General features: G+C 64.7%; 19 protein-coding genes and 2 pseudogenes. 6 read left to right on the forward strand and 15 right to left on the reverse strand.

Annotation, left to right across the window (positions count from 1 at the left end; all coding sequences use genetic code 11):
* Position 1 precedes the first annotated feature (1 nt).
* From ABTX78_RS10145 to ABTX78_RS10175, 7 genes are all read right to left on the reverse strand, one after another.
* Positions 2–283 (reverse strand): SpdD protein, encoded by a 282-nt coding sequence (locus ABTX78_RS10145; protein WP_352206343.1) that lies wholly within the window; start codon positions 281–283, stop codon positions 2–4.
* A gap of 23 nt (positions 284–306) precedes the next feature.
* Positions 307–462: a hypothetical protein gene (locus tag ABTX78_RS10150; RefSeq protein ID WP_175263675.1), complete on the reverse strand. Its 156-nt coding sequence runs from the start codon at positions 460–462 to the stop codon at positions 307–309.
* 20 nt (positions 463–482) lie between these two features.
* Entirely contained in the window at positions 483–671 is a 189-nt protein-coding gene (locus ABTX78_RS10155) for a mobile element transfer protein (protein WP_352206344.1), read from the reverse strand.
* A 14-nt stretch (positions 672–685) separates the two neighbouring features.
* The gene (locus ABTX78_RS10160; protein WP_352206345.1) at positions 686–1,309 is read right to left on the reverse strand and encodes a DUF2637 domain-containing protein; all 624 of its coding nucleotides are present in this window, start codon (positions 1,307–1,309) and stop codon (positions 686–688) included.
* Between the two features lie 4 nt (positions 1,310–1,313).
* Complete coding sequence (locus tag ABTX78_RS10165; protein ID WP_352206346.1) at positions 1,314–2,660, reverse strand: FtsK/SpoIIIE domain-containing protein; 1,347 nt, start codon at positions 2,658–2,660, stop codon at positions 1,314–1,316.
* Positions 2,661–2,663: 3 nt separating this feature from the next.
* Entirely contained in the window at positions 2,664–2,996 is a 333-nt protein-coding gene (locus tag ABTX78_RS10170; protein WP_352206347.1) for an SCO3933 family regulatory protein, read from the reverse strand.
* A 138-nt stretch (positions 2,997–3,134) separates the two neighbouring features.
* Positions 3,135–3,914 carry a GntR family transcriptional regulator gene (locus tag ABTX78_RS10175; protein WP_352206348.1) on the reverse strand — a complete coding sequence of 260 codons (780 nt, stop codon included), beginning with the start codon at positions 3,912–3,914 and terminating at the stop codon, positions 3,135–3,137.
* Positions 3,915–3,932: 18 nt separating this feature from the next.
* Here ABTX78_RS10175 and ABTX78_RS10180 point away from each other — a divergent pair, with 18 nt between their 5' ends.
* The gene (locus ABTX78_RS10180) at positions 3,933–4,403 is read left to right on the forward strand and encodes an NUDIX hydrolase (RefSeq protein ID WP_352206349.1); all 471 of its coding nucleotides are present in this window, start codon (positions 3,933–3,935) and stop codon (positions 4,401–4,403) included.
* Positions 4,404–4,579: 176 nt separating this feature from the next.
* Positions 4,580–4,771 carry a hypothetical protein gene (locus tag ABTX78_RS10185; RefSeq protein ID WP_352206350.1) on the forward strand — a complete coding sequence of 64 codons (192 nt, stop codon included), beginning with the start codon at positions 4,580–4,582 and terminating at the stop codon, positions 4,769–4,771.
* Positions 4,772–5,654: 883 nt separating this feature from the next.
* Here the strand turns inward: ABTX78_RS10185 and ABTX78_RS10190 are convergent.
* The 3 genes and pseudogenes from ABTX78_RS10190 to ABTX78_RS10200 form a co-directional block, all read right to left on the reverse strand.
* Entirely contained in the window at positions 5,655–6,713 is a 1,059-nt protein-coding gene (locus ABTX78_RS10190; RefSeq protein ID WP_352206351.1) for a hypothetical protein, read from the reverse strand.
* A 560-nt stretch (positions 6,714–7,273) separates the two neighbouring features.
* Positions 7,274–7,601, reverse strand: a pseudogene (locus tag ABTX78_RS36130) (transposase); the annotation flags it as partial.
* Positions 7,602–7,814: 213 nt separating this feature from the next.
* Positions 7,815–9,668 (reverse strand): DUF262 domain-containing protein, encoded by a 1,854-nt coding sequence (locus tag ABTX78_RS10200; RefSeq protein WP_352206353.1) that lies wholly within the window; start codon positions 9,666–9,668, stop codon positions 7,815–7,817.
* A gap of 621 nt (positions 9,669–10,289) precedes the next feature.
* On the opposite strand from ABTX78_RS10200, the gene ABTX78_RS10205 reads away from it, so the two are divergent.
* Both ABTX78_RS10205 and ABTX78_RS10210 read left to right on the forward strand, forming a co-directional pair.
* Complete coding sequence (locus ABTX78_RS10205) at positions 10,290–10,460, forward strand: hypothetical protein (protein ID WP_352206354.1); 171 nt, start codon at positions 10,290–10,292, stop codon at positions 10,458–10,460.
* A gap of 198 nt (positions 10,461–10,658) precedes the next feature.
* Entirely contained in the window at positions 10,659–11,105 is a 447-nt protein-coding gene (locus ABTX78_RS10210; RefSeq protein WP_352206355.1) for a hypothetical protein, read from the forward strand.
* An 855-nt stretch (positions 11,106–11,960) separates the two neighbouring features.
* Here the strand turns inward: ABTX78_RS10210 and ABTX78_RS10215 are convergent.
* From ABTX78_RS10215 to ABTX78_RS10235, 5 genes are all read right to left on the reverse strand, one after another.
* The gene (locus tag ABTX78_RS10215) at positions 11,961–12,197 is read right to left on the reverse strand and encodes a hypothetical protein (protein ID WP_352206356.1); all 237 of its coding nucleotides are present in this window, start codon (positions 12,195–12,197) and stop codon (positions 11,961–11,963) included.
* A gap of 354 nt (positions 12,198–12,551) precedes the next feature.
* Positions 12,552–12,899 (reverse strand): hypothetical protein, encoded by a 348-nt coding sequence (locus ABTX78_RS10220; RefSeq protein WP_352206357.1) that lies wholly within the window; start codon positions 12,897–12,899, stop codon positions 12,552–12,554.
* Complete coding sequence (locus ABTX78_RS10225) at positions 12,896–13,639, reverse strand: GntR family transcriptional regulator (RefSeq protein ID WP_502993840.1); 744 nt, start codon at positions 13,637–13,639, stop codon at positions 12,896–12,898. The genes ABTX78_RS10220 and ABTX78_RS10225 overlap by 4 nt, the downstream gene beginning before the upstream one ends.
* On the reverse strand, positions 13,596–13,859 hold the full coding sequence (locus ABTX78_RS10230) for a hypothetical protein (protein ID WP_352206359.1): 264 nt from the start codon (positions 13,857–13,859) through the stop codon (positions 13,596–13,598). The genes ABTX78_RS10225 and ABTX78_RS10230 overlap by 44 nt, the downstream gene beginning before the upstream one ends.
* A gap of 505 nt (positions 13,860–14,364) precedes the next feature.
* A complete protein-coding gene (locus tag ABTX78_RS10235) occupies positions 14,365–14,643 on the reverse strand; it encodes a hypothetical protein (RefSeq protein WP_352206360.1) in 279 nt (92 codons plus the stop codon).
* A gap of 79 nt (positions 14,644–14,722) precedes the next feature.
* Between ABTX78_RS10235 and ABTX78_RS10240 the strand changes: the two genes are divergently transcribed.
* Both ABTX78_RS10240 and ABTX78_RS10245 read left to right on the forward strand, forming a co-directional pair.
* Positions 14,723–15,478: a GntR family transcriptional regulator gene (locus ABTX78_RS10240; RefSeq protein ID WP_352206361.1), complete on the forward strand. Its 756-nt coding sequence runs from the start codon at positions 14,723–14,725 to the stop codon at positions 15,476–15,478.
* A gap of 95 nt (positions 15,479–15,573) precedes the next feature.
* Positions 15,574–16,453 (forward strand): annotated as a pseudogene (locus ABTX78_RS10245) (IS5 family transposase).

A 16,453-nucleotide genomic window follows, 5' to 3' on the forward strand; every position in this document is an offset into this window, starting at 1 on the left:
GTCAGCGGCGGAATTCCTGGCGGAGCATCCGGACGAGGACCAGGAGCGCGACGCCGCTGATGGACAGGGCGAGTCCGGTGATGGCGACCGCCAGGAGCATCGACGTGAGCACCACGCCGGTGACGACGACACCCGCCACAACGGCAGCCGGGTTGCTGCGAACCAGGTCGGCGACGCCGGAGCGGACGGGCTCGGGTGCCGGCGGGGCGGACCGTTCGGCCGGGGCGTGGGTGTGGGTGGTCGGGACGTAGGTATCGGGCGTCGGGTACTTGGGCTTGAGCATGGCCGTTCTCCTTCCGGGGCGGGCTACTTGGCGAGCGGGTCGATGACCGGGGCGAGGAGGCTGTCCGCAAGGAGGTAGCCACCCAGGAGCAGGACGGCGACGAGCCAAATGGGCGGGCGGACGAGCTTGATGCCGAGCCAGCCGACGACGATCAGGGCGAGCCAGAGCGGAACGTTCATGGCGGTCATCTCCTCGACGGTCAGCGCGGGTTGCAGCGGTGTGTGCGAGCGGCGAGCTCGGCGGCGGCGCGGTTGAGGTAGTCGGCGGACCAGTCGCAGCCGGGTGCGGTGCAGGCGGCGGCGTGGGCGTCGCGGCCGTGGCGGTCGTGGTGGGTGCCGATCTGGACGGGGCCGATGCGGTCGACGTCCCAGAAGCGGTTTCGGGGCATGACTTCACCTCCTCTCAGGCGAGCTGGGCGGCGATGGCCTCCGCCATCGGGGCCGGGACACCGAGGCGGGCGCGCAGGGTGTCGGGGTCGATGGCACGGCCGGTTGCCGAGTGGTGGGCGTCGGCGAGCTTCCGCGCGTGGGTGATGAGGGCGGGCGGTACGGAGAGAGTCGCGGGCAAGGCGGGGGCGGCCATGGCGGTCTGCTCGCGTACGACCTCGGTGTCGGGCTCTGCCCGTTCGGGCCGGGCAGTTTCCTCCGGCTCAGGCCCGGGGGTGTGCACGAGCAGCGTCCCGCCGAGGAAGGCGAGGGCCGGCCATCCGGCCACGAGGATGCGCAGCCAGTCGGGCACGTCGTTCAGGTCGAGCAGTCCGGCCGTGGCGACGTTCGCGCCGAGGGAGGCAGCGAGCGCCACCGCGAACCAGGTCCATGCCCCACGCCTGGGGGCGTCGGAGTCCCGCAGGGTCCGAAGTCGACGCCAGGCGGCGACGAGCAGCAGATCCACGGAGACCGGGTAGGCCCATGCCTTCCAACCGCTCTGACCGGCGGCCTCGGCGAGGTCGTGCAGGTGGGAGAAGGACAGCGCACCCGCGATCACGGCCTGTACGAGTACGGCGTCCAGTCGGAGCGATGACCTCATGGCGTCAGTCCTTGTCCGCGACCAGGGCGAAGGCCCGGGACGGTGCTGAGGGTCGGAACGGGTCGAGGCTCGGTACGGAGGGCGTCATGGCGGCGTGCTGGGCGCATGCCGCGACCGCGTCGGGCAGGCTCGTGAACGGGCTGCGGACGAGGGACCAGCCGCCCGAGGAGTCGCCGGCCACGGCCACACCGCGTTGGTCAGGACCGATGGTCGTGGCGGCGAGCACGGCGACGGGGCTGATGTCCCCGAGCGCCATCTTGGCTGTGGTCTCGTCGTTGACGCGGTGCGAGATGCGGCCGGTGAGCTGGGCACGCAAGGCGGTTGCGCCCTTGCCGAGTTCGGCGCCGAAGCGCTGCCCGCAGACCTCCAGATAGATGCCGGCAGCGCGGCCGAGCTGGGCGAGCCGGACAAGCTGGGTGACCATCTGGTCCCGTCGCTTCTCGTCGGCGCTGGTGGCCGTAAGGAAGAGTTCCGCCACCTCGTCGACGACGACCACGACCGGCACCGGCCGCATGTCCTCGGGCAGGCCCCAGATGTCCGAGCTGATCGACTCCGAAGACGTGCCGGGTGCGAGCCGCTGGGCTGCCCGGATCAGTTCGTATCGCTCGGTCATCTCCCTGACCAGGGCATCCAGCAGGTCGGCGGCTTCCTCGGGCGTGCAGGCCAGGGCCGACAACCGCGATGAGAAGGGAGCCAGTTCCACGCCCCATTTGCAGTCGATTCCGACGAGGGCGACCGGCTGAGGAGCGAGGCCCGCCAGCAGACCGCGCAGGTAGACCGATTTCCCCGACTCCGTCGCGCCCATCACGAGCTCATGAGCGATCGCCCGGAAGTCCCGCGTATGGACGGCACCGTCGGAACGCAGGGCCACCGGCACGCTCAGCAGCTTCTGTTGTGCGGTGCGAGGCATGACGACCCGGCGCAGCACGTCGTATCCGATGACCCGGACTTGCAGCCACCCCGGGGCGAGCGCGGTGACGTGCACGGCGTACGCCCGCCAGGAGTGCCGCAGACGCTCGGTCGCCGTCTCGAAGTCGTGGACCTCTTGGCCCGGCTGCATCCTGATCCGGAGCACAAGGCCGCTGGCGGTGATCCGGGCCCTGGTCAGGCGCGGGACCATCCGGGACGGAGTCCGCTTGGTGGCCGCCGCGACGGCGAGCCGGAGCCGGGACGGAGGCTCGGTGAGCCCACACGCCTCCATGACCGAGCGGTACGTGCCGGCGATCCGGATCAGCTTCACCGGAGCTCCGAAAGCGACCCAGTACCAGACGGGCCGGGTCCGACGCAGGACCAGCAGTCCGGCGACTATCAGCACCAGGCCGACGAGCGCGGTGATCTGTCCATCGGTCATCGCTCAGCCCGCCAGCGAGGTGACGGCAGCGGCGCGGAACGAAATGCCGTGCCGCTTCTGGCCGTTGAACTCGTTCTCCCACGGCCGCGCCATCAGACCGGTCAGCGCCACCGGCGTACCCATGGCCAGCTCGCCGGAGATGTCGTCCTCGATCACCGTGACCGTCACGACCTCGGCGTTGCCGTTCCCGACGAAGAGCACGTCCACCGTCATGAGCGGCTTCTTCGTCTCGGTGTCGACGGCGATCACACCGTTCTGCTTGTCCTTCATCTTCTGCTGCGGCGGCTGAGCGACCATCACGGTCACGCCGGTCATGTCCACAGGGATCACACGCACAGAGATCACTCCTCTAGAAGTATCTAGCTCCTTCACTCATGTATATGAGTGACATGAAGAAGAGTGCATGACTCCTATACATGAGTCAACCCGCCGAGACGAAGAAGTCGCGGCGGGCTGTGGGGAGTTGAGCGAGCGTCAGTCGGCCGCGGGGATGCGGTAGCTGAAAACGAACTGGTCAGCGGCCATGAGGGTGTCGCAAACCTCGACCACGCGGCCCTCTTCGGTCACCGCCTCGCGGATGAGATGAACGACCGGAGCACCGGGGCTCAGGGCGAGTTCGGAGGCTTCCGCCTTCGCGGCCGGACGCGCTTGCAGCGTCTCGACGAACTCGGCGAAGACGTGGCCGTCACCCTCCAGCCGGGCGTAGATGCCACCGGGGCCGGGGTTCTCGGCGAACAGCTCGGGGATGTCCTTGACCACGTCCCATGGCAGGTACGAAGTCGCCGTCTCCACGGGCGTCCCGTTGCGGAAGTAGAGCCGCCGACGGGCGAGCACCTGGGCGCCGGCCTCGACGCCGAGCCGCTCCGCGATGTCCTCCGGGGCCTCCATCGGGCCGATATAGAGAACGCTCACCTTGGCGGTGGCACCAGACTGCTCGGACTCGGCCAGGTACGCGGCCTTGCCGCCCCGCCGATGCGATGCCCGGAACCGATCCGACGACCGTAGCCGCACGGGCGGACGGTCCTTCACGATCGAGCCCTTGCCATGGCGGGTCTCGACGAGCCCACTGGCCCGGACCTCCACCATGGCCTTGCGAATCGTGCCGCCGGCCACGCCATAACGCTCGACGAGCTCGGACTCACTCGGCACCATGTCACCAGGCTTGAGGACACCCGCCCGGATCTGCTGAACGATCTCGTCGGCGATCTGCACGTACCGAGGTACGGCTCTCCCACCTCCTACTACTGTTCCCATCGCCCTTCTCACTCTCCTATGCTCCTGTACATGAGTAACAGCGCCGGCGAAGGCCAGTCAACGCCACTGCACTCCGTGTCGGTGGCCGGGGCTGTCATGCGCGAGGACGGCCGACTCCTGGCGATCCGCCGAGCGGACAACGGGACTTGGGAACTTCCGGGCGGTGTCCTGGAACTCTCCGAGTCACCCGAAGCAGGAGTCAAGCGCGAGGTCCTGGAGGAGACGGGCATCCAGGTCGAGGTGGGCGACCTCTCCGGCGTCTACAAGAACACGGCCCGCGGCATCGTCGCCCTGGTCTTCCGCTGCAAGCCCTCCGCCGGCACCGAGCGCACCTCCGACGAGTCGACGGCAGTGGCCTGGCTCACGCCCGAGGAAGTCGCCGAGCGGATGTCCGAGGTCTACTCGGTACGACTGCTGGACGCCCTGGACGAGGCAGGCCCTCACGTGCGGAGCCATGACGGCAAGCGTCTCCTTGCGGCGTCCGCGTGACCATGAATTCAGGTATCCCCAAGCCCAGACCTCTATACGAGCTGGACACAGTGCACGATTTCCTCGACGACGTGCGCCTACGGCCGAGCATGTACGTGCGAGGCTCATCGCTCCTGCATCTTCAATCGATCTTGTTCGGATACAGGGTCGCTTGCGAGATCCACGGAGCTCCGGAGATGACGGACTTCGATCACCGCGGTGCGTTCAGCGAGTGGCTGTGGCCTCGGCTCAACATGCAGTACTCCAGCCCGGTGGGCTGGGCCGTCGAGATCGAGCGAGCGGCCGAAGCGGCAGGTGTCTCAGCCCTGGCTATGTTCTTCGATCTCTTGGACGAGTTCCGCGCCGAACGCGATGCTGCCGCCAAGTAGGCCCGCGGTAGAACTTTCTCTACTAGATCAAGGCTCGCTGCGCTCGCTCGACCGGCGGCCGGACGGCGCTTGTCGATCTTCGGGCCGCAGGCTCCGCCCAAGCGCATCAACGGCCACTCTGGCCCGCACACCACCGCCACCACGATCCGGCCTCAAGGATGGAAAAGACCAACAGAAGCTAGACCCCAAACACCCCTCATCCGGGGCCACCACGCGCCCCTTTCCACCCGGTTGCCTACAGAAGTAGGTCGGATCAAACCGAGGGCCGCGCCAAGCGCGGCGGCGCCGGCCGGTCGCCGCCGCGCCGCCTCCATGTCTTCGCCACCGGCCGCACGTCGCCGCCCGTCCGTCGCCGCACGCAGCGGCCAAATACCAACACGGGCACGGGGGCGAACGATGATCCCCAACGGTGCAGGTCAAAGACGCTTTGTGTTACCGAAAGAGGCCGGATCGTGGTGGCGGCGGCATACGGTCCGACGCTGCCAGATACGCGGGCGTCCGAACGGCCCGCCGATACCGCACCAAGACGCTGGCCGGACGGGGACGCGGCCATACAGACGTAGAGCACCAACACCCGACCTCGACCCAGCGCAAGCGCCACGGTCAGAACGATGCCTCCGGCGGGGGATCAGCCGACACCGGGATGGAGGGGGCACCGTTCCCGACTGCGGGCCCGTGGATGGCGTGCGTGGTGGGCTCCCATCCCGTCCACCGTCGACCCAGGCAGAGCCGAGCAGACGCGGCCCATGGCGTCCAGGTCGTTCGTACAGTGGCGCGCTCCACCTGGACGCCATGAACCACGCCCGCTCCACGGTGTGTGGGTCGACGGCGGACGGGATGGAAGCGGGGGAGGTTAGTGGGTTGATGACTCGACTTACCTCGCTCAGTAGTCGTCATACGCAACACCGTATGCATCTACGGGGCGGAGGTGAGCAACGGCAATGGAGTATTTCGGATGCATGCCATCATCGGACCCTTTCCACACTCCTTCATCGTCACGCATCCACCACCCATCTTCCGGACCGATATTCCCATTCCAGTAATCATCCGGGGTTTCGAGAGAGGTTAAAAGCATCTGCATGCTCATCAGTAAACCACGGGCCGCCAACCGGGGCGCATGCAGAGCAAGGTGCTGCTTTATCTTGATTCGTTCATCCCCTACGACCGGTGTCGGTATGGACAGGTCGCCATGCGCGGGCATATTTCGCAACCGATTGCCCGCAAGGAGAAGCGATCCGGACACAGAGCGCCATGGTGTCACCTCAAATGCCTGCAACAGTTGAGGCGCACCAGCAAGGCCCGGGTCCTTCTGCACATGCTGCCGTAGATGCCTTGCAGTGCAATCATAGTGATCCACCACAGGGGTCCTCAGAAGGTGATAAGTGGCATTGTTCCAACTGTCCCTCTTCACCTTCTTCCATCCATCAAACGTCGGCATTGGCGGGAGTTGTAGCACGTCTAGTAAACGCTCGACCGCACACCACGTATACAGAAGACGGGTGTACTCGGTCGCATAGGCGGACGTAATCTCACTGTCCGACGCGTAGTACTCCGACATCCCCTTGCACAGGTAAGGCCCCGGCGCATGATCGGACATGTCAATATGCGCCATCCGCAACGATGCCGCCATCTCCAGCCATTGGATTATGCGATCTACGTCAGGCCGCCCTGCACTGCTAGGGATGAAGTAGCCTAACGCGGCACAATTGAGATCGGTGACCATCTGCGCCATATACCAGAGATGGTTCTCAAGATCCCGCAGCTCATTACTCTCGTATTGCTCGAATGAGGTCCTTTTGTAGAACGAGTAACCGTCGTTTATCAGTTCAGACAAACCCATCCATGCCCCCGCTTCCACGCCGAAAAGTAGGAATATTTTGGCAGAAGCGAGCCAGGCCGTAAAGGCCGCGACGTTCAAGCACTGCGGCGGTGAATCCTTCAAGATCGTGAATGGCGATCACTGCATGAGTGCAGTCGGCATAAGCGATCTTGTGCGGCGTAGGTGAACCTGAACCGGATGCTCGCCGACATGGTGGCACCGAGCGTCCACCTGAAGCAGATGCTCGCCGAGATCGCGACGCCGAAGGTGACCACGATCCAGCCCAAGTCCTAGACGCGGTACAGCAGCGAAGCGCAGCAACCACATCCGTCGCTCAAAGCCCTCGACAGGGCGTAGCGGGGCCTGTACGACCGCTGACGGCTGATCCACATAGGGCTACGGATATCAGATGTTCCCCGTGCCACAACCGTGCCAGAACAAGCAGGGAGCCACGGGGAACGGCAGGCACTGGCAGGGCCTGTACCCCACGTCCGCCGGAATGCTTCTTCTGCAGGTCAGCCCCCAAGTCGCCCAACCTCGCTCCTAAGGCGGGTGTCGCAGGTTTGAATCCTGCCGGGGCACCAGCGCAAAGGCCCCGGACCCGATCGTGGTCCGGGCCCTTTGACATCTACCTTTCGCAGCAGCCGGCCCATGTGGCTCATGGTTCCGGCACCGCCGGCCTACTGGCGCTGCACGCCGGGTCGAGCTGGTGCCCTTCTTGAGGAAGCCGGTGTGATCGAGGATGAGGATTCCGTCGGGTTCTCCGGGCGTTCGACTACGTAGGTTTGCAGGTCGCCTCAGAGCTCGTGCGCGTCCCAGCGGGCGCCGAGGGAGCTGCTGTAGGCAGTCGCGCCTGCGGTGTCAGACGTATTCGGCCAGTTGCCAGGCGTTCTTGCGACCGGTCGGGCTCAGCACTCCATGGATGTAGTCACGCATCCTGCGACACGGCTCGAAACGCCTGAAGCGGTGGCCGATACGCAAGAACAACTGCTCAAGCTGGTCATTCCAGATCTCAACTGCATGCTCGTCAATCACGCCCGGAGTCTGCCCGGACTGCTGCCGCCGTCAGCGCGGCTGCCCACGATCGAGGGGTGGCATGAGGAAAGAGGGCTAGTGCCGGCAACCAGCCCACTCACTCACCCAGACCGCCCCTGAGCAGGGAAAAACATCGTACTGCTGCTGGATTACTAGGTGAGGATGGAAACTTCTCAAGTACCCCGAAAATCAGATTTTGAACACCTTGCAAGCGTCATCAAGCAACTGATCACGGCGGGCAATATAGGCCGCGAGATCCCAATTCTGCAGTTCCGCCAGCTTTTGCGTCATCCGGACAGTACTCTCAGGGTAGCAGCCTTGGCGCTTGACGCTGAAGGGCTTATTGCCAGCTTTGGAGTTCTCACCCGGACCGAAGAATGTCAGGTTCCCAATTCGATCGCGAACCTCATACAATTCGTCGTCTACATCAGAAGACTCCGGGTTTTGGGGGTAGATATGCTCAAGGGTAACCTGACCAAGATCAATCACCTTGACCATGTTAGGCTTCGGGATTCCAGCTCCCCCCTTGCCCAACCAAGCTGCGTGATCTTCAATTGTTGTTAGGAGCTCACAGATATTTACTCGCTGTGCAGCCCCAAAGTCATACCGAAGTCGGTTCTCTAGGCTGTTTCGGAACTGGTCATCGGGAGCAACCTTGGCGATTAGCTCTCGAAGAGACGAGCGCAACGAATTCCAGTCGATCGGCTTCCCTTCAGAAGCAAGCTTCCGGATTTCCTTGGCCATCGCATAGTAAACTTTCCCGGGTGCGGTTGCGTGACCACCACAGACGTTCTTGTAGCGGAATGCAAAAAGCTCAATCATTTGCACTAGACTAAAGAACTTCTTCTCATCTGACGTGCTCGCTGTAGCCAAGAGCAAGGGCATTGCGAGCTCGTGCTTGAGGGATAGCACCAACCTCTTCAGGCGATCCTTCTGCCAATCCGTCACCGCCGGACCCTTGCCGGCTTCCGAAGCCGCAGGGTACGGCCAGTTTCCCTCTTGGATTTTCGAGAATACATTCTGCTCATCTCGAAAAGTATTCACTTGTCTCAGAACAGTGTTTGCCTCTTCGATCGTGGTGGCCGAAGAGAGAGGGAAGTACTCTTCTCTCAGCTTTTTGAAGAGCGGTAGGGTCGCTCGGACCCCTGTCGTTGACGGATAGTAGGCCCTAAAAAAGTCACTAACCTCCTTGGCGGGGGCCTTTAGAATCTCGTCCCACAGTTTGGCGATCTTCTCCTGCTGCTCCGGAAATTTTTGAACGACTTCGAGCGTATAGCTTCGGAGCAGATCAGCGTCCTCCAAGGACCGCCCGCGATCATTGAGCACACTAAAGAGCTGGTAGGCTCGCTCGCGGTCAACCGAAACGATTTGGATTACGTGACACTGGGAAATGATCGCCGTCCGCAGCCGATCCAAGTGGGCGATTGCCTCCTGATGGCCGACCTTATTGACAGCCGGCTTAATCAAAGCAGTTCGAATCTGCGCCTGCGCGGCAGCTAGAAGTTGGTGACTTTCCCTTTCCGGCTTGGCCCCATCGTCGTCAATCAAGTCGCGAAAGAACTGGTTATCGGCATCCGAGAGAACCAGCCGCGGGAGAGTTTCTTTTCGCCCTTCGCTCACAATTGCGTTGCGCCAGAAAAGAAACCTGTCATGCGTATCCGAAGCCAGGGTTTCAGCGGAGGCTGCAGCAGCGTGGTCGCCAGATTTTGTCGAGCGCGTCGCGATATCGTTTGCCGCACGCTCGATCTCCGCAAGCGCCAGAACAACTGTGGCCATACGCTGTTGGCCGTCAACGATCTCATACTTGTGAGGCCGACTTTGCGCATGATCAGTTTCCTCAATGCAGACAATACCCCCTAGGAAGTGGCTTACTTCTTGGGGGTCAGCATTGGCGAGGTCGCTAACATCGTCGGTGAATGCAGCCACCTGACTATCCCAGGCGTATGACCGCTGGTATCGGGGGATGAAGAACGGGTGATGCTCTTCGAGGAGTGTACCGACAGCAACGCTCCGGGGGGTTACAGACGAAGCTCCGAACGCCACAGCTTGCCCTATCTCCGAGTTAAAGGCGATTAGGTGATCAACACTGCCACACGCTGCTGTTGTTGTCGCGGGCGTTCGACACAATCCTTGCGTGACACCTTGCCGAAGGTCATCGTCCAGCTGTCGCTGGCACGGCGCGTGCCCAACGCCGGTTAGAGACCGAGGGCATGCGGAGACTGCTACTGACGTTCAATGCGTGATGTCGTCATGGTGGCGGGCATCAGTCCGGTACCAGCGCGGCGGCCGCCGAGAACGTCGTGCCGGTATGGGAGTTGGCGTAAGCCCCGCGGAACGGTGGTGATCAGGTCATGCGGGACGGCGACCGCGCGCTTGGCCATGATGGTGCGCTGCATCCCCCTTGGCGACTGGCCGGTCAAGTAGCGGTTGCCCGTTGAGTGCGGGCCACCTCGCATGGCAACCAGCGGCCGCTGTGAGAACACGCCTGCGCCGCATGACTGCGCGCACCGGCGCATGAGGGGAGGCGTGGACTATCTGTGGACCGGGGCAGCTGCTCCCGCCACGCGCAGCGCCTCGACCAGCATCGATGTCAGCAGCACACGGGCCCTCCGGAGCCGTGACCGCGCGCGCCAACCGCAGCAAGGCCGACCAGGACCCCGTTGAGTGAATCCACCCGCATCCGACCAGCACTACCGGTACATCGGCGAGTGGGTCGGCACCAAGCTCCGCTGGAGCGCCCCCGTCGACCAGGAGGAACTGAGGGCGCTCGAGGTGTATGGCGAGGCGGACTTCGTGATCCGACCAAACAGCCAACCACGTCAGGTGACAAGGTAGATACTGGCGGCGACCAATCTCGTACGTCGAATCGGGTGATTCATGTCCGTTCAGCCGCCCCTGCCACCACCCGTTCCGTCGCCATCGGCCGCCTCTGCGGCTCCCCCGGCTGGGGCGCCAGCCTCACCTGTCAGCCCCTCATGGGCGGAGAGACACAATGGCCTCGTCATCGCCGTCAGCAACCTGGTGACGGCACTCATGGTGTTGACAGCAGCCTTCTTCGCAGGGCCATGGCTTCAGAACGAGGAAGCACCAACGAAGAAGCCGACTGGTTCCATTGAGCAACCTCGGAATCCTGCCGTTGGTGAGCGCGTCGAGTTCTCCGGTCACGTTCTGCACCGGCCGGCGGGGTACGCAGTGTGGGCCTTTGTCAGAGACGTGAATGGAGGCCTCTTCTACCCCAAGTACAGTCCCTGCAACCTGCAGGACGACAAGTGGGACTGCGCCCAACTTCGAGTCGGGACCAAGGACACCCTGGACAAGCAATCTGACTTGCACGCCGTGCTGGTCGATGCCGAGGGTGCAGCGCAGATCAAGGACCACGTGATCGACGTCGAGTTCCGCAAGGTCAAGAACGAGGGCCTGAAAGCCCTTCCCTCCGGGTCCATTGTGTTGGACACCTTGCGGGTGACGCGCGTCCCTTGAAGCGGCGTTCGCCTCCACCTCAGTACGGCGCCATCAGGCCCTTCGGGAGCTGGGCATCGACATGCATACCACCAACCCTGACCCGCCGCTGCCCCAGCAGCACACCTGCCCCGCCAACTCTCGGTGGAGGAATCGAAATTCTTGACACGGTGCGAGTGAGTCAGCCCTGACTCCCGAGTGGCATGTGCCGGGCCTCCCGCCGGAGCGGCCCCCGATCCACTGGGCCGTGCCCGCCTGAATCAGGACGGCGGGAATGACCTGAGGGCGGGGGCAGTCGAAGCTCGCGTAGACCGACGCCAACAGGTGGTACGTGGCTATCAGGTTGCGACCGCCGAGGGCAGTCGTTTACGGCACGTGCAGTTTCTGCTGCATGCCGAATGCCTGTCGAAGTTCCCCGATCAGCCACTCACCGCTGGGTATTCTGGCAGCTCAGGCTGGTGAGCGTGGGGAAGAACCTAGCGCCTTCTAAGCGCCTGTCCCAGCCACACGGGAAGCTCTCTGCTCTCACGAGAGTGATTGTCGGTGCCCTCAACACCGCTCCAATAGAACCGAGTCGGTCGATCACGGCACGATGACACCCGCCCCGCGGTTCGGTAACCACCGAAGGCTCGCATCAGATGCGCATCAGTTGGCATCGCCAACAGCGGGCAACGGCGGCGCTCGCAACAGTCCCCGGGCAGTCCAACGGGTATATCGCTGCTGGTCAGATGGCGAGCAGGTATAGCATTGCCTGCGATTCCCAAGCTGATTCCTCCGGAAGCCGGCACCTAGTCGCTTCGCCGGCCAGGTGTGTGTGGAGGCATGACAGAGGTCCTTCCCGGAGGTGTCCCGCGGGGAGGGCCCCTCTATTGGTCGTCAGAGACCTCGGTCTCGGTTCCAGCGACTCAAGTGCATCGCGTAGAAGACGTTGCCGATGCCGGCAGTGAACATGAGCAGCCAGAAGTGGACCCACAGCGACTGACGCCGACGCCTCAGCCCCACCCCGCCGATTACCCCCGCGGCAGACGCCGCCGCGGAACTGCTGTTGTTGATGATGATCGTCGGCGGCTGTCCGTACGCCTGGGCGGGCTGCTGATCCTGCGGTGTCGCCATGCTGCGTCGACTCCTCGGTGATTGAAGTATGCAAGGGCGAGACGCACCATAGGGGAGCCCAGCTGGTCACCGAGGTCGAACCGGCTGAGCGTCACCCAGTCGGGGCACCTTGCTTCCGTGCGTCTCGGTTTCCGTCTCATTCAGGCCCGTTCACTGTCGTTCAGGCGAGACACAAGCCCCTCCCCCGGTGACACCGAACCGCTCATGAATCCAGGCGAATGCCCTCGATCGACGCCCCAGCCCCCACCACCACAGTTGGAAAGCGTGCGCTCCAACGCCCACAGGCTGAGCCCGATCCGAGCACAGAAGCCCCGGACTGGGCCCGGGGCTTCTGTGGTGCTCGTTGAGCGACTCCTAGCTGAAGGCCGCCGCTGGCAGCCGAGGGCCCTCGTCGTCTCCTCCTCCAGTGGAGCGGTCCGGGACCGGCAGGCGGCGACCGCGGCTCTCCGCCACGCGGAGCGCGTCCCTCAGCACTCTGGCCAGGTCAGTCGTCAGGAGCCGCAGCTCATCCGCCCCCGCCTCCTCGTCGACGAGTACTGCCGAGGCGTGCTCCAGCAGCCCGGCCGCCAGGCCGAGTTGCACCGCTTCGGTGTTGTCAGCCAGGCGGGACATGTGACCGCCGCTGTCGTCGGTGCTCAGGAAACAGGGCTTGCCCTCCGGCCCCGACCACGGGAGGAGCCTCAGCTCATTGTGGGCCGTCATCCTTCCGTCCCCCTCTCTTCGATCGTGTGGTGGATGGTGAAGACCGCGTCGGCGCGGTCGCCGGGGAGCACCAGGAACGCCGCCTCGACCACGCGCCCAGTGGTGTTGGCCGCTACGCGTGTGATCGCGAGAACGGCCAGGGTCGAGCTGATCCGAAGGGTCGCCGCTTCCTCGGGTGTCGGGAGGCGAGCGCTCACCGTCTCCTGTATCTCGGCCAGCGGCGGGCGGAGCTCTGCCAGCCTTGCCTCAACCCCTTCGTACCAGGGCGACTCGCCGAGCATGCCGGCCGGCGCCAGGTCGCGTGGGACGTAGATGCGGGCGAGGCTGTGCGGCGACTTCCCCTCGTGACTGAGGCAGAGGAATTCGGTCAGGGGGCTGCTTGCTGGCACCCTCAGCAGAGCAGGCAGATGCCCGCGTGCTCGGACATTGGTGGTGCGGACGCTGACGCGCAGAGCCGCATCGGCCGTCGTCTGCGCGTCTAGCATTCGACCACTGCCGACGTAGGTGATTCTGCGGAGGGCGTGGCGGACGAAGTTGCCCTTGCCGTGAATCTTCTCGACGAGCCCTTCGCCCTGAAGGACGGCGAGAGCGCTTCGCAGCGTCGGCGTGCTGACCATGTACTGGGAGGCGAGCTGCGCTTCGGAAGGGAGACGTTCGCCGGCCTTGATCCGGCCGGTCGAGATCTGCTTGCGAAGGTCATCGGCGATGACGTGGCGGCGAGAAGGCACGGATGGAATCACCGCCTCTCAGCATCCGCAGGGCAACGAGGCGGGTTCGGGAGTGCATGGTCAGGAGTTCACCCGACTCGAATCGAAGCCGCTTTGCCCCGCCGGGCAGTTGGAAGAGATCGGCCACGCGGCACGGCTGGCCACCGATCTGGAGAACGTCGCCACGCTGCACGCTGGCCGAGGTGATCTCGACGTTGGCGGCCAGCGCGCCGCTGGGTGCCCATCCCCTCACGGAGTCACCTCCGTGGGTGCGCCCCGGTCGACTGCCGTATGGCATGAGCAATCGCAGGCTTCGTAGACGACGGGGACCCCGACCGGTGCCGTGGCGGGGGAGGACTGTGCGCACTCGCGGTGCGTACCGATCCGGCACGAGCTCGACCGGTAGGGGACGGCCGACCCATGCGTCAAGCCAGTCCGCTGACGAGGGGGCATCAGAGAGCCCCCGCTGGCACGAAGCATGCGTGGGCGAAGCGATCGTGAGGTGCCGTCGAGCGCCGCCTGGCTTCCTCCTCGCTGGCCAGCACGTACGGGCGGACGAGTGCGGTCTCCTCGCCTGCAAGGACGTCCTCACGGTCTCGGCGCTGGCCCATGAGGAGTGTCGGCCGATTGGAGAGCACGAGGTGAACGGCGGTCGGTTGGGTGGGAGTTAAGGGGCGGCGGTGCCGGCCCTCCGGGAAGTACCGCACTCTGGTTCGCGAGACGGCACGGCGGATACGGTTGAGCACGCTGATCAGCTCCTATCGCTGATGGCCAGGTCCCCGGACATCGCCCGTCGCGGGGACCGCTTCGTGTATGGCGGCCCATAGGGTGCGGCCGTTCAAACTGCTGGCGAGGAGCCCGAATCGATCGGCCCCCGCCACGACTTCCAAGACCTCCCGCCATGTCTCTGCGGCGAGCGTTTCCGGCACCTCCGCCTCGATCGATGTGTGCCGGGCGTGCGCTTCCACGCGAACGGCGAGGCCGACGGCGGATAACCGGGCGGCGATGGACTCGGCCCTTACTTCCGAATCGGACACAGGGGAGCCTCCGTCGCCAGGCGATCACTTTGCGTGAAGCTAGTTAACTAGATTAGAGCTAGTGGACTAGATTTTCCATATGTCTGAGCAGCCGCCCTATCTCCGCATCGCCGACGTACTGCGGCGGCGGATCGCGGAGCACGAGTGGACGCCGGGAGATCGCCTCCCCTCGCGTGCCCAGATCGCTCAGGAATGCGGCGTCGGTGAGAACGTGGTCCGCAGGGCACAGGAGCTACTGATCTCCCAGGGAGTACTGGAAGGCCGCGCAGGTTCCGGCACGTACGTCGCCGAACCTCGTCGGCGGGTACGAGTGGTCCGCTCTACGGCGCGCGAGCAGCGCGGCGGTTCCCCGTTCCGCGCGGACATGAAGTCCGCGGGCAAGCAGGGGGATTGGGAAAGCCGGACGGAGGCCAAGGTCCCGGCGCCGGCGGAGATCGCGGCGCGCCTCGGTATCGCCGAGGGGGATAACTGCGTCCGCACCGTCTACGAGTTCCTCGCCGACGGCAGGCCAGTGCAGTTGTCGACGAGCTGGGAGCCGTACGACCTTACTGCCGGCACGCTCGTCGTCCTCCCCGAAGGAGGGCCGCTCGCCGGGGCAGGTGTTGTGGAACGGATGGCCGAAATCGGCATCAGGGTCAGTCACGCTGTGGAACAGCCGGAGCCGCGGCAAGCCGATGCCGAGGAGGCATCACTCCTCGGCATCCAGAAGGCCGCCCTGGTCACACACATCAGACGGACCTACTACAGCGACGAGGGACAGCCCGTTGAGACAGCGGACATTGTCGTGCCCGCTGCCCTGTGCGAGATCGTCTACGAGATCCCCCTCAGCCGATAGCGGGAGCGATGCCCGAACCGACAGGGAGCAATGCCGAGCTAGGGCCTGTCCGGCGGATCATGTGACTTCCTCGCTCTCGTCTCGTTGGCATGTCCATGGGGCGGGGAGATCTCACGAACGAGGAATGGGCCCGGCTGAAGCCACATCTGCCGAAGTCCGGTAAGCGGGGCGGTCGTTGGGCGAGTCACCGCAGGATCATTAACGGGATTCTGTACCGGAATCGCACGGGAGCGCCGTGGCGGGATCTGCCTGCGCGTTTCGGGAAGTGGAAGACCGCGTACGAGCGACACAGACGCTGGTCGGCGGACGGCACGTGGGACAGGCTCTTCGCGGCGGTCCTGGCCGATGCCGACGCCGAGGGCCGCATCGACTGGTCGATGGTGAGCGTGGACTCCACCTCCTGCCGGGCCACCAGCACGCCGCCGGAGCCCGCAAGAGACGCCCGCGGATTCCGGGAAAAGAACGACGCCCCGGCAGCACCGCCCCGACGAAGGGCTCGGACGCTCCCGGGGCGGCCTCACCTGCAAGATCCACCTTGCCGGGGAGGGTGGGCGCCGTCCGCTCGCGTTTCTGATCACGCCGGGCCAGTGGGGAGATGCCCCGCAGTTCGTCCCCGTCATGGAACGGATCCGGGTGGGCCGAGTCGATGGCGGTCGGCCCCGCACCCGCCCCGGCCACCTCGGCGGCGACAAGGCCTACAGCTCCCGCCGTAACCGCCGCTACCTGCGCAGACGCCAGATCAAGCACACCATCCCCGAGCCGAAAAGCCAGCGGGCCAACCGACAACGGCGAGGCAGTAAGGGCGGTCGGCCCACCGGCTTTGACAAGACGATCTACAAAAGGAGGAACGAAGTCGAGCGGACGATCAACGCGCTCAAGAACTTCCGGGCCGTCGCGTCGAGGTTCGACAAGCGGGCCTACGTTTTCCACGGCACCGTTACCGTGGCAGCGATCCGACTATGGCTCCGCTCGTGA

It is taken from the genome of Streptomyces sp. NPDC096193 (assembly GCF_040302905.1).
Classification (GTDB): Bacteria; Actinomycetota; Actinomycetes; order Streptomycetales; family Streptomycetaceae; genus Streptomyces.

Coding starts and splice junctions, on each gene's coding strand:
- ABTX78_RS10145 (WP_352206343.1), bottom strand. CDS start 283: ATGCTCAAGCCCAAGTACCCGACGCCCGATACCTACGTCCCGACCACC.
- ABTX78_RS10150 (WP_175263675.1), bottom strand. CDS start 462: ATGAACGTTCCGCTCTGGCTCGCCCTGATCGTCGTCGGCTGGCTCGGC.
- ABTX78_RS10155 (WP_352206344.1), bottom strand. CDS start 671: ATGCCCCGAAACCGCTTCTGGGACGTCGACCGCATCGGCCCCGTCCAG.
- ABTX78_RS10160 (WP_352206345.1), bottom strand. CDS start 1,309: ATGAGGTCATCGCTCCGACTGGACGCCGTACTCGTACAGGCCGTGATC.
- ABTX78_RS10165 (WP_352206346.1), bottom strand. CDS start 2,660: ATGACCGATGGACAGATCACCGCGCTCGTCGGCCTGGTGCTGATAGTC.
- ABTX78_RS10175 (WP_352206348.1), bottom strand. CDS start 3,914: ATGGGAACAGTAGTAGGAGGTGGGAGAGCCGTACCTCGGTACGTGCAG.
- ABTX78_RS10180 (WP_352206349.1), top strand. CDS start 3,933: ATGCTCCTGTACATGAGTAACAGCGCCGGCGAAGGCCAGTCAACGCCA.
- ABTX78_RS10185 (WP_352206350.1), top strand. CDS start 4,580: ATGACGGACTTCGATCACCGCGGTGCGTTCAGCGAGTGGCTGTGGCCT.
- ABTX78_RS10210 (WP_352206355.1), top strand. CDS start 10,659: ATGGTGTTGACAGCAGCCTTCTTCGCAGGGCCATGGCTTCAGAACGAG.
- ABTX78_RS10215 (WP_352206356.1), bottom strand. CDS start 12,197: ATGGCGACACCGCAGGATCAGCAGCCCGCCCAGGCGTACGGACAGCCG.
- ABTX78_RS10220 (WP_352206357.1), bottom strand. CDS start 12,899: ATGACGGCCCACAATGAGCTGAGGCTCCTCCCGTGGTCGGGGCCGGAG.
- ABTX78_RS10240 (WP_352206361.1), top strand. CDS start 14,723: ATGTCTGAGCAGCCGCCCTATCTCCGCATCGCCGACGTACTGCGGCGG.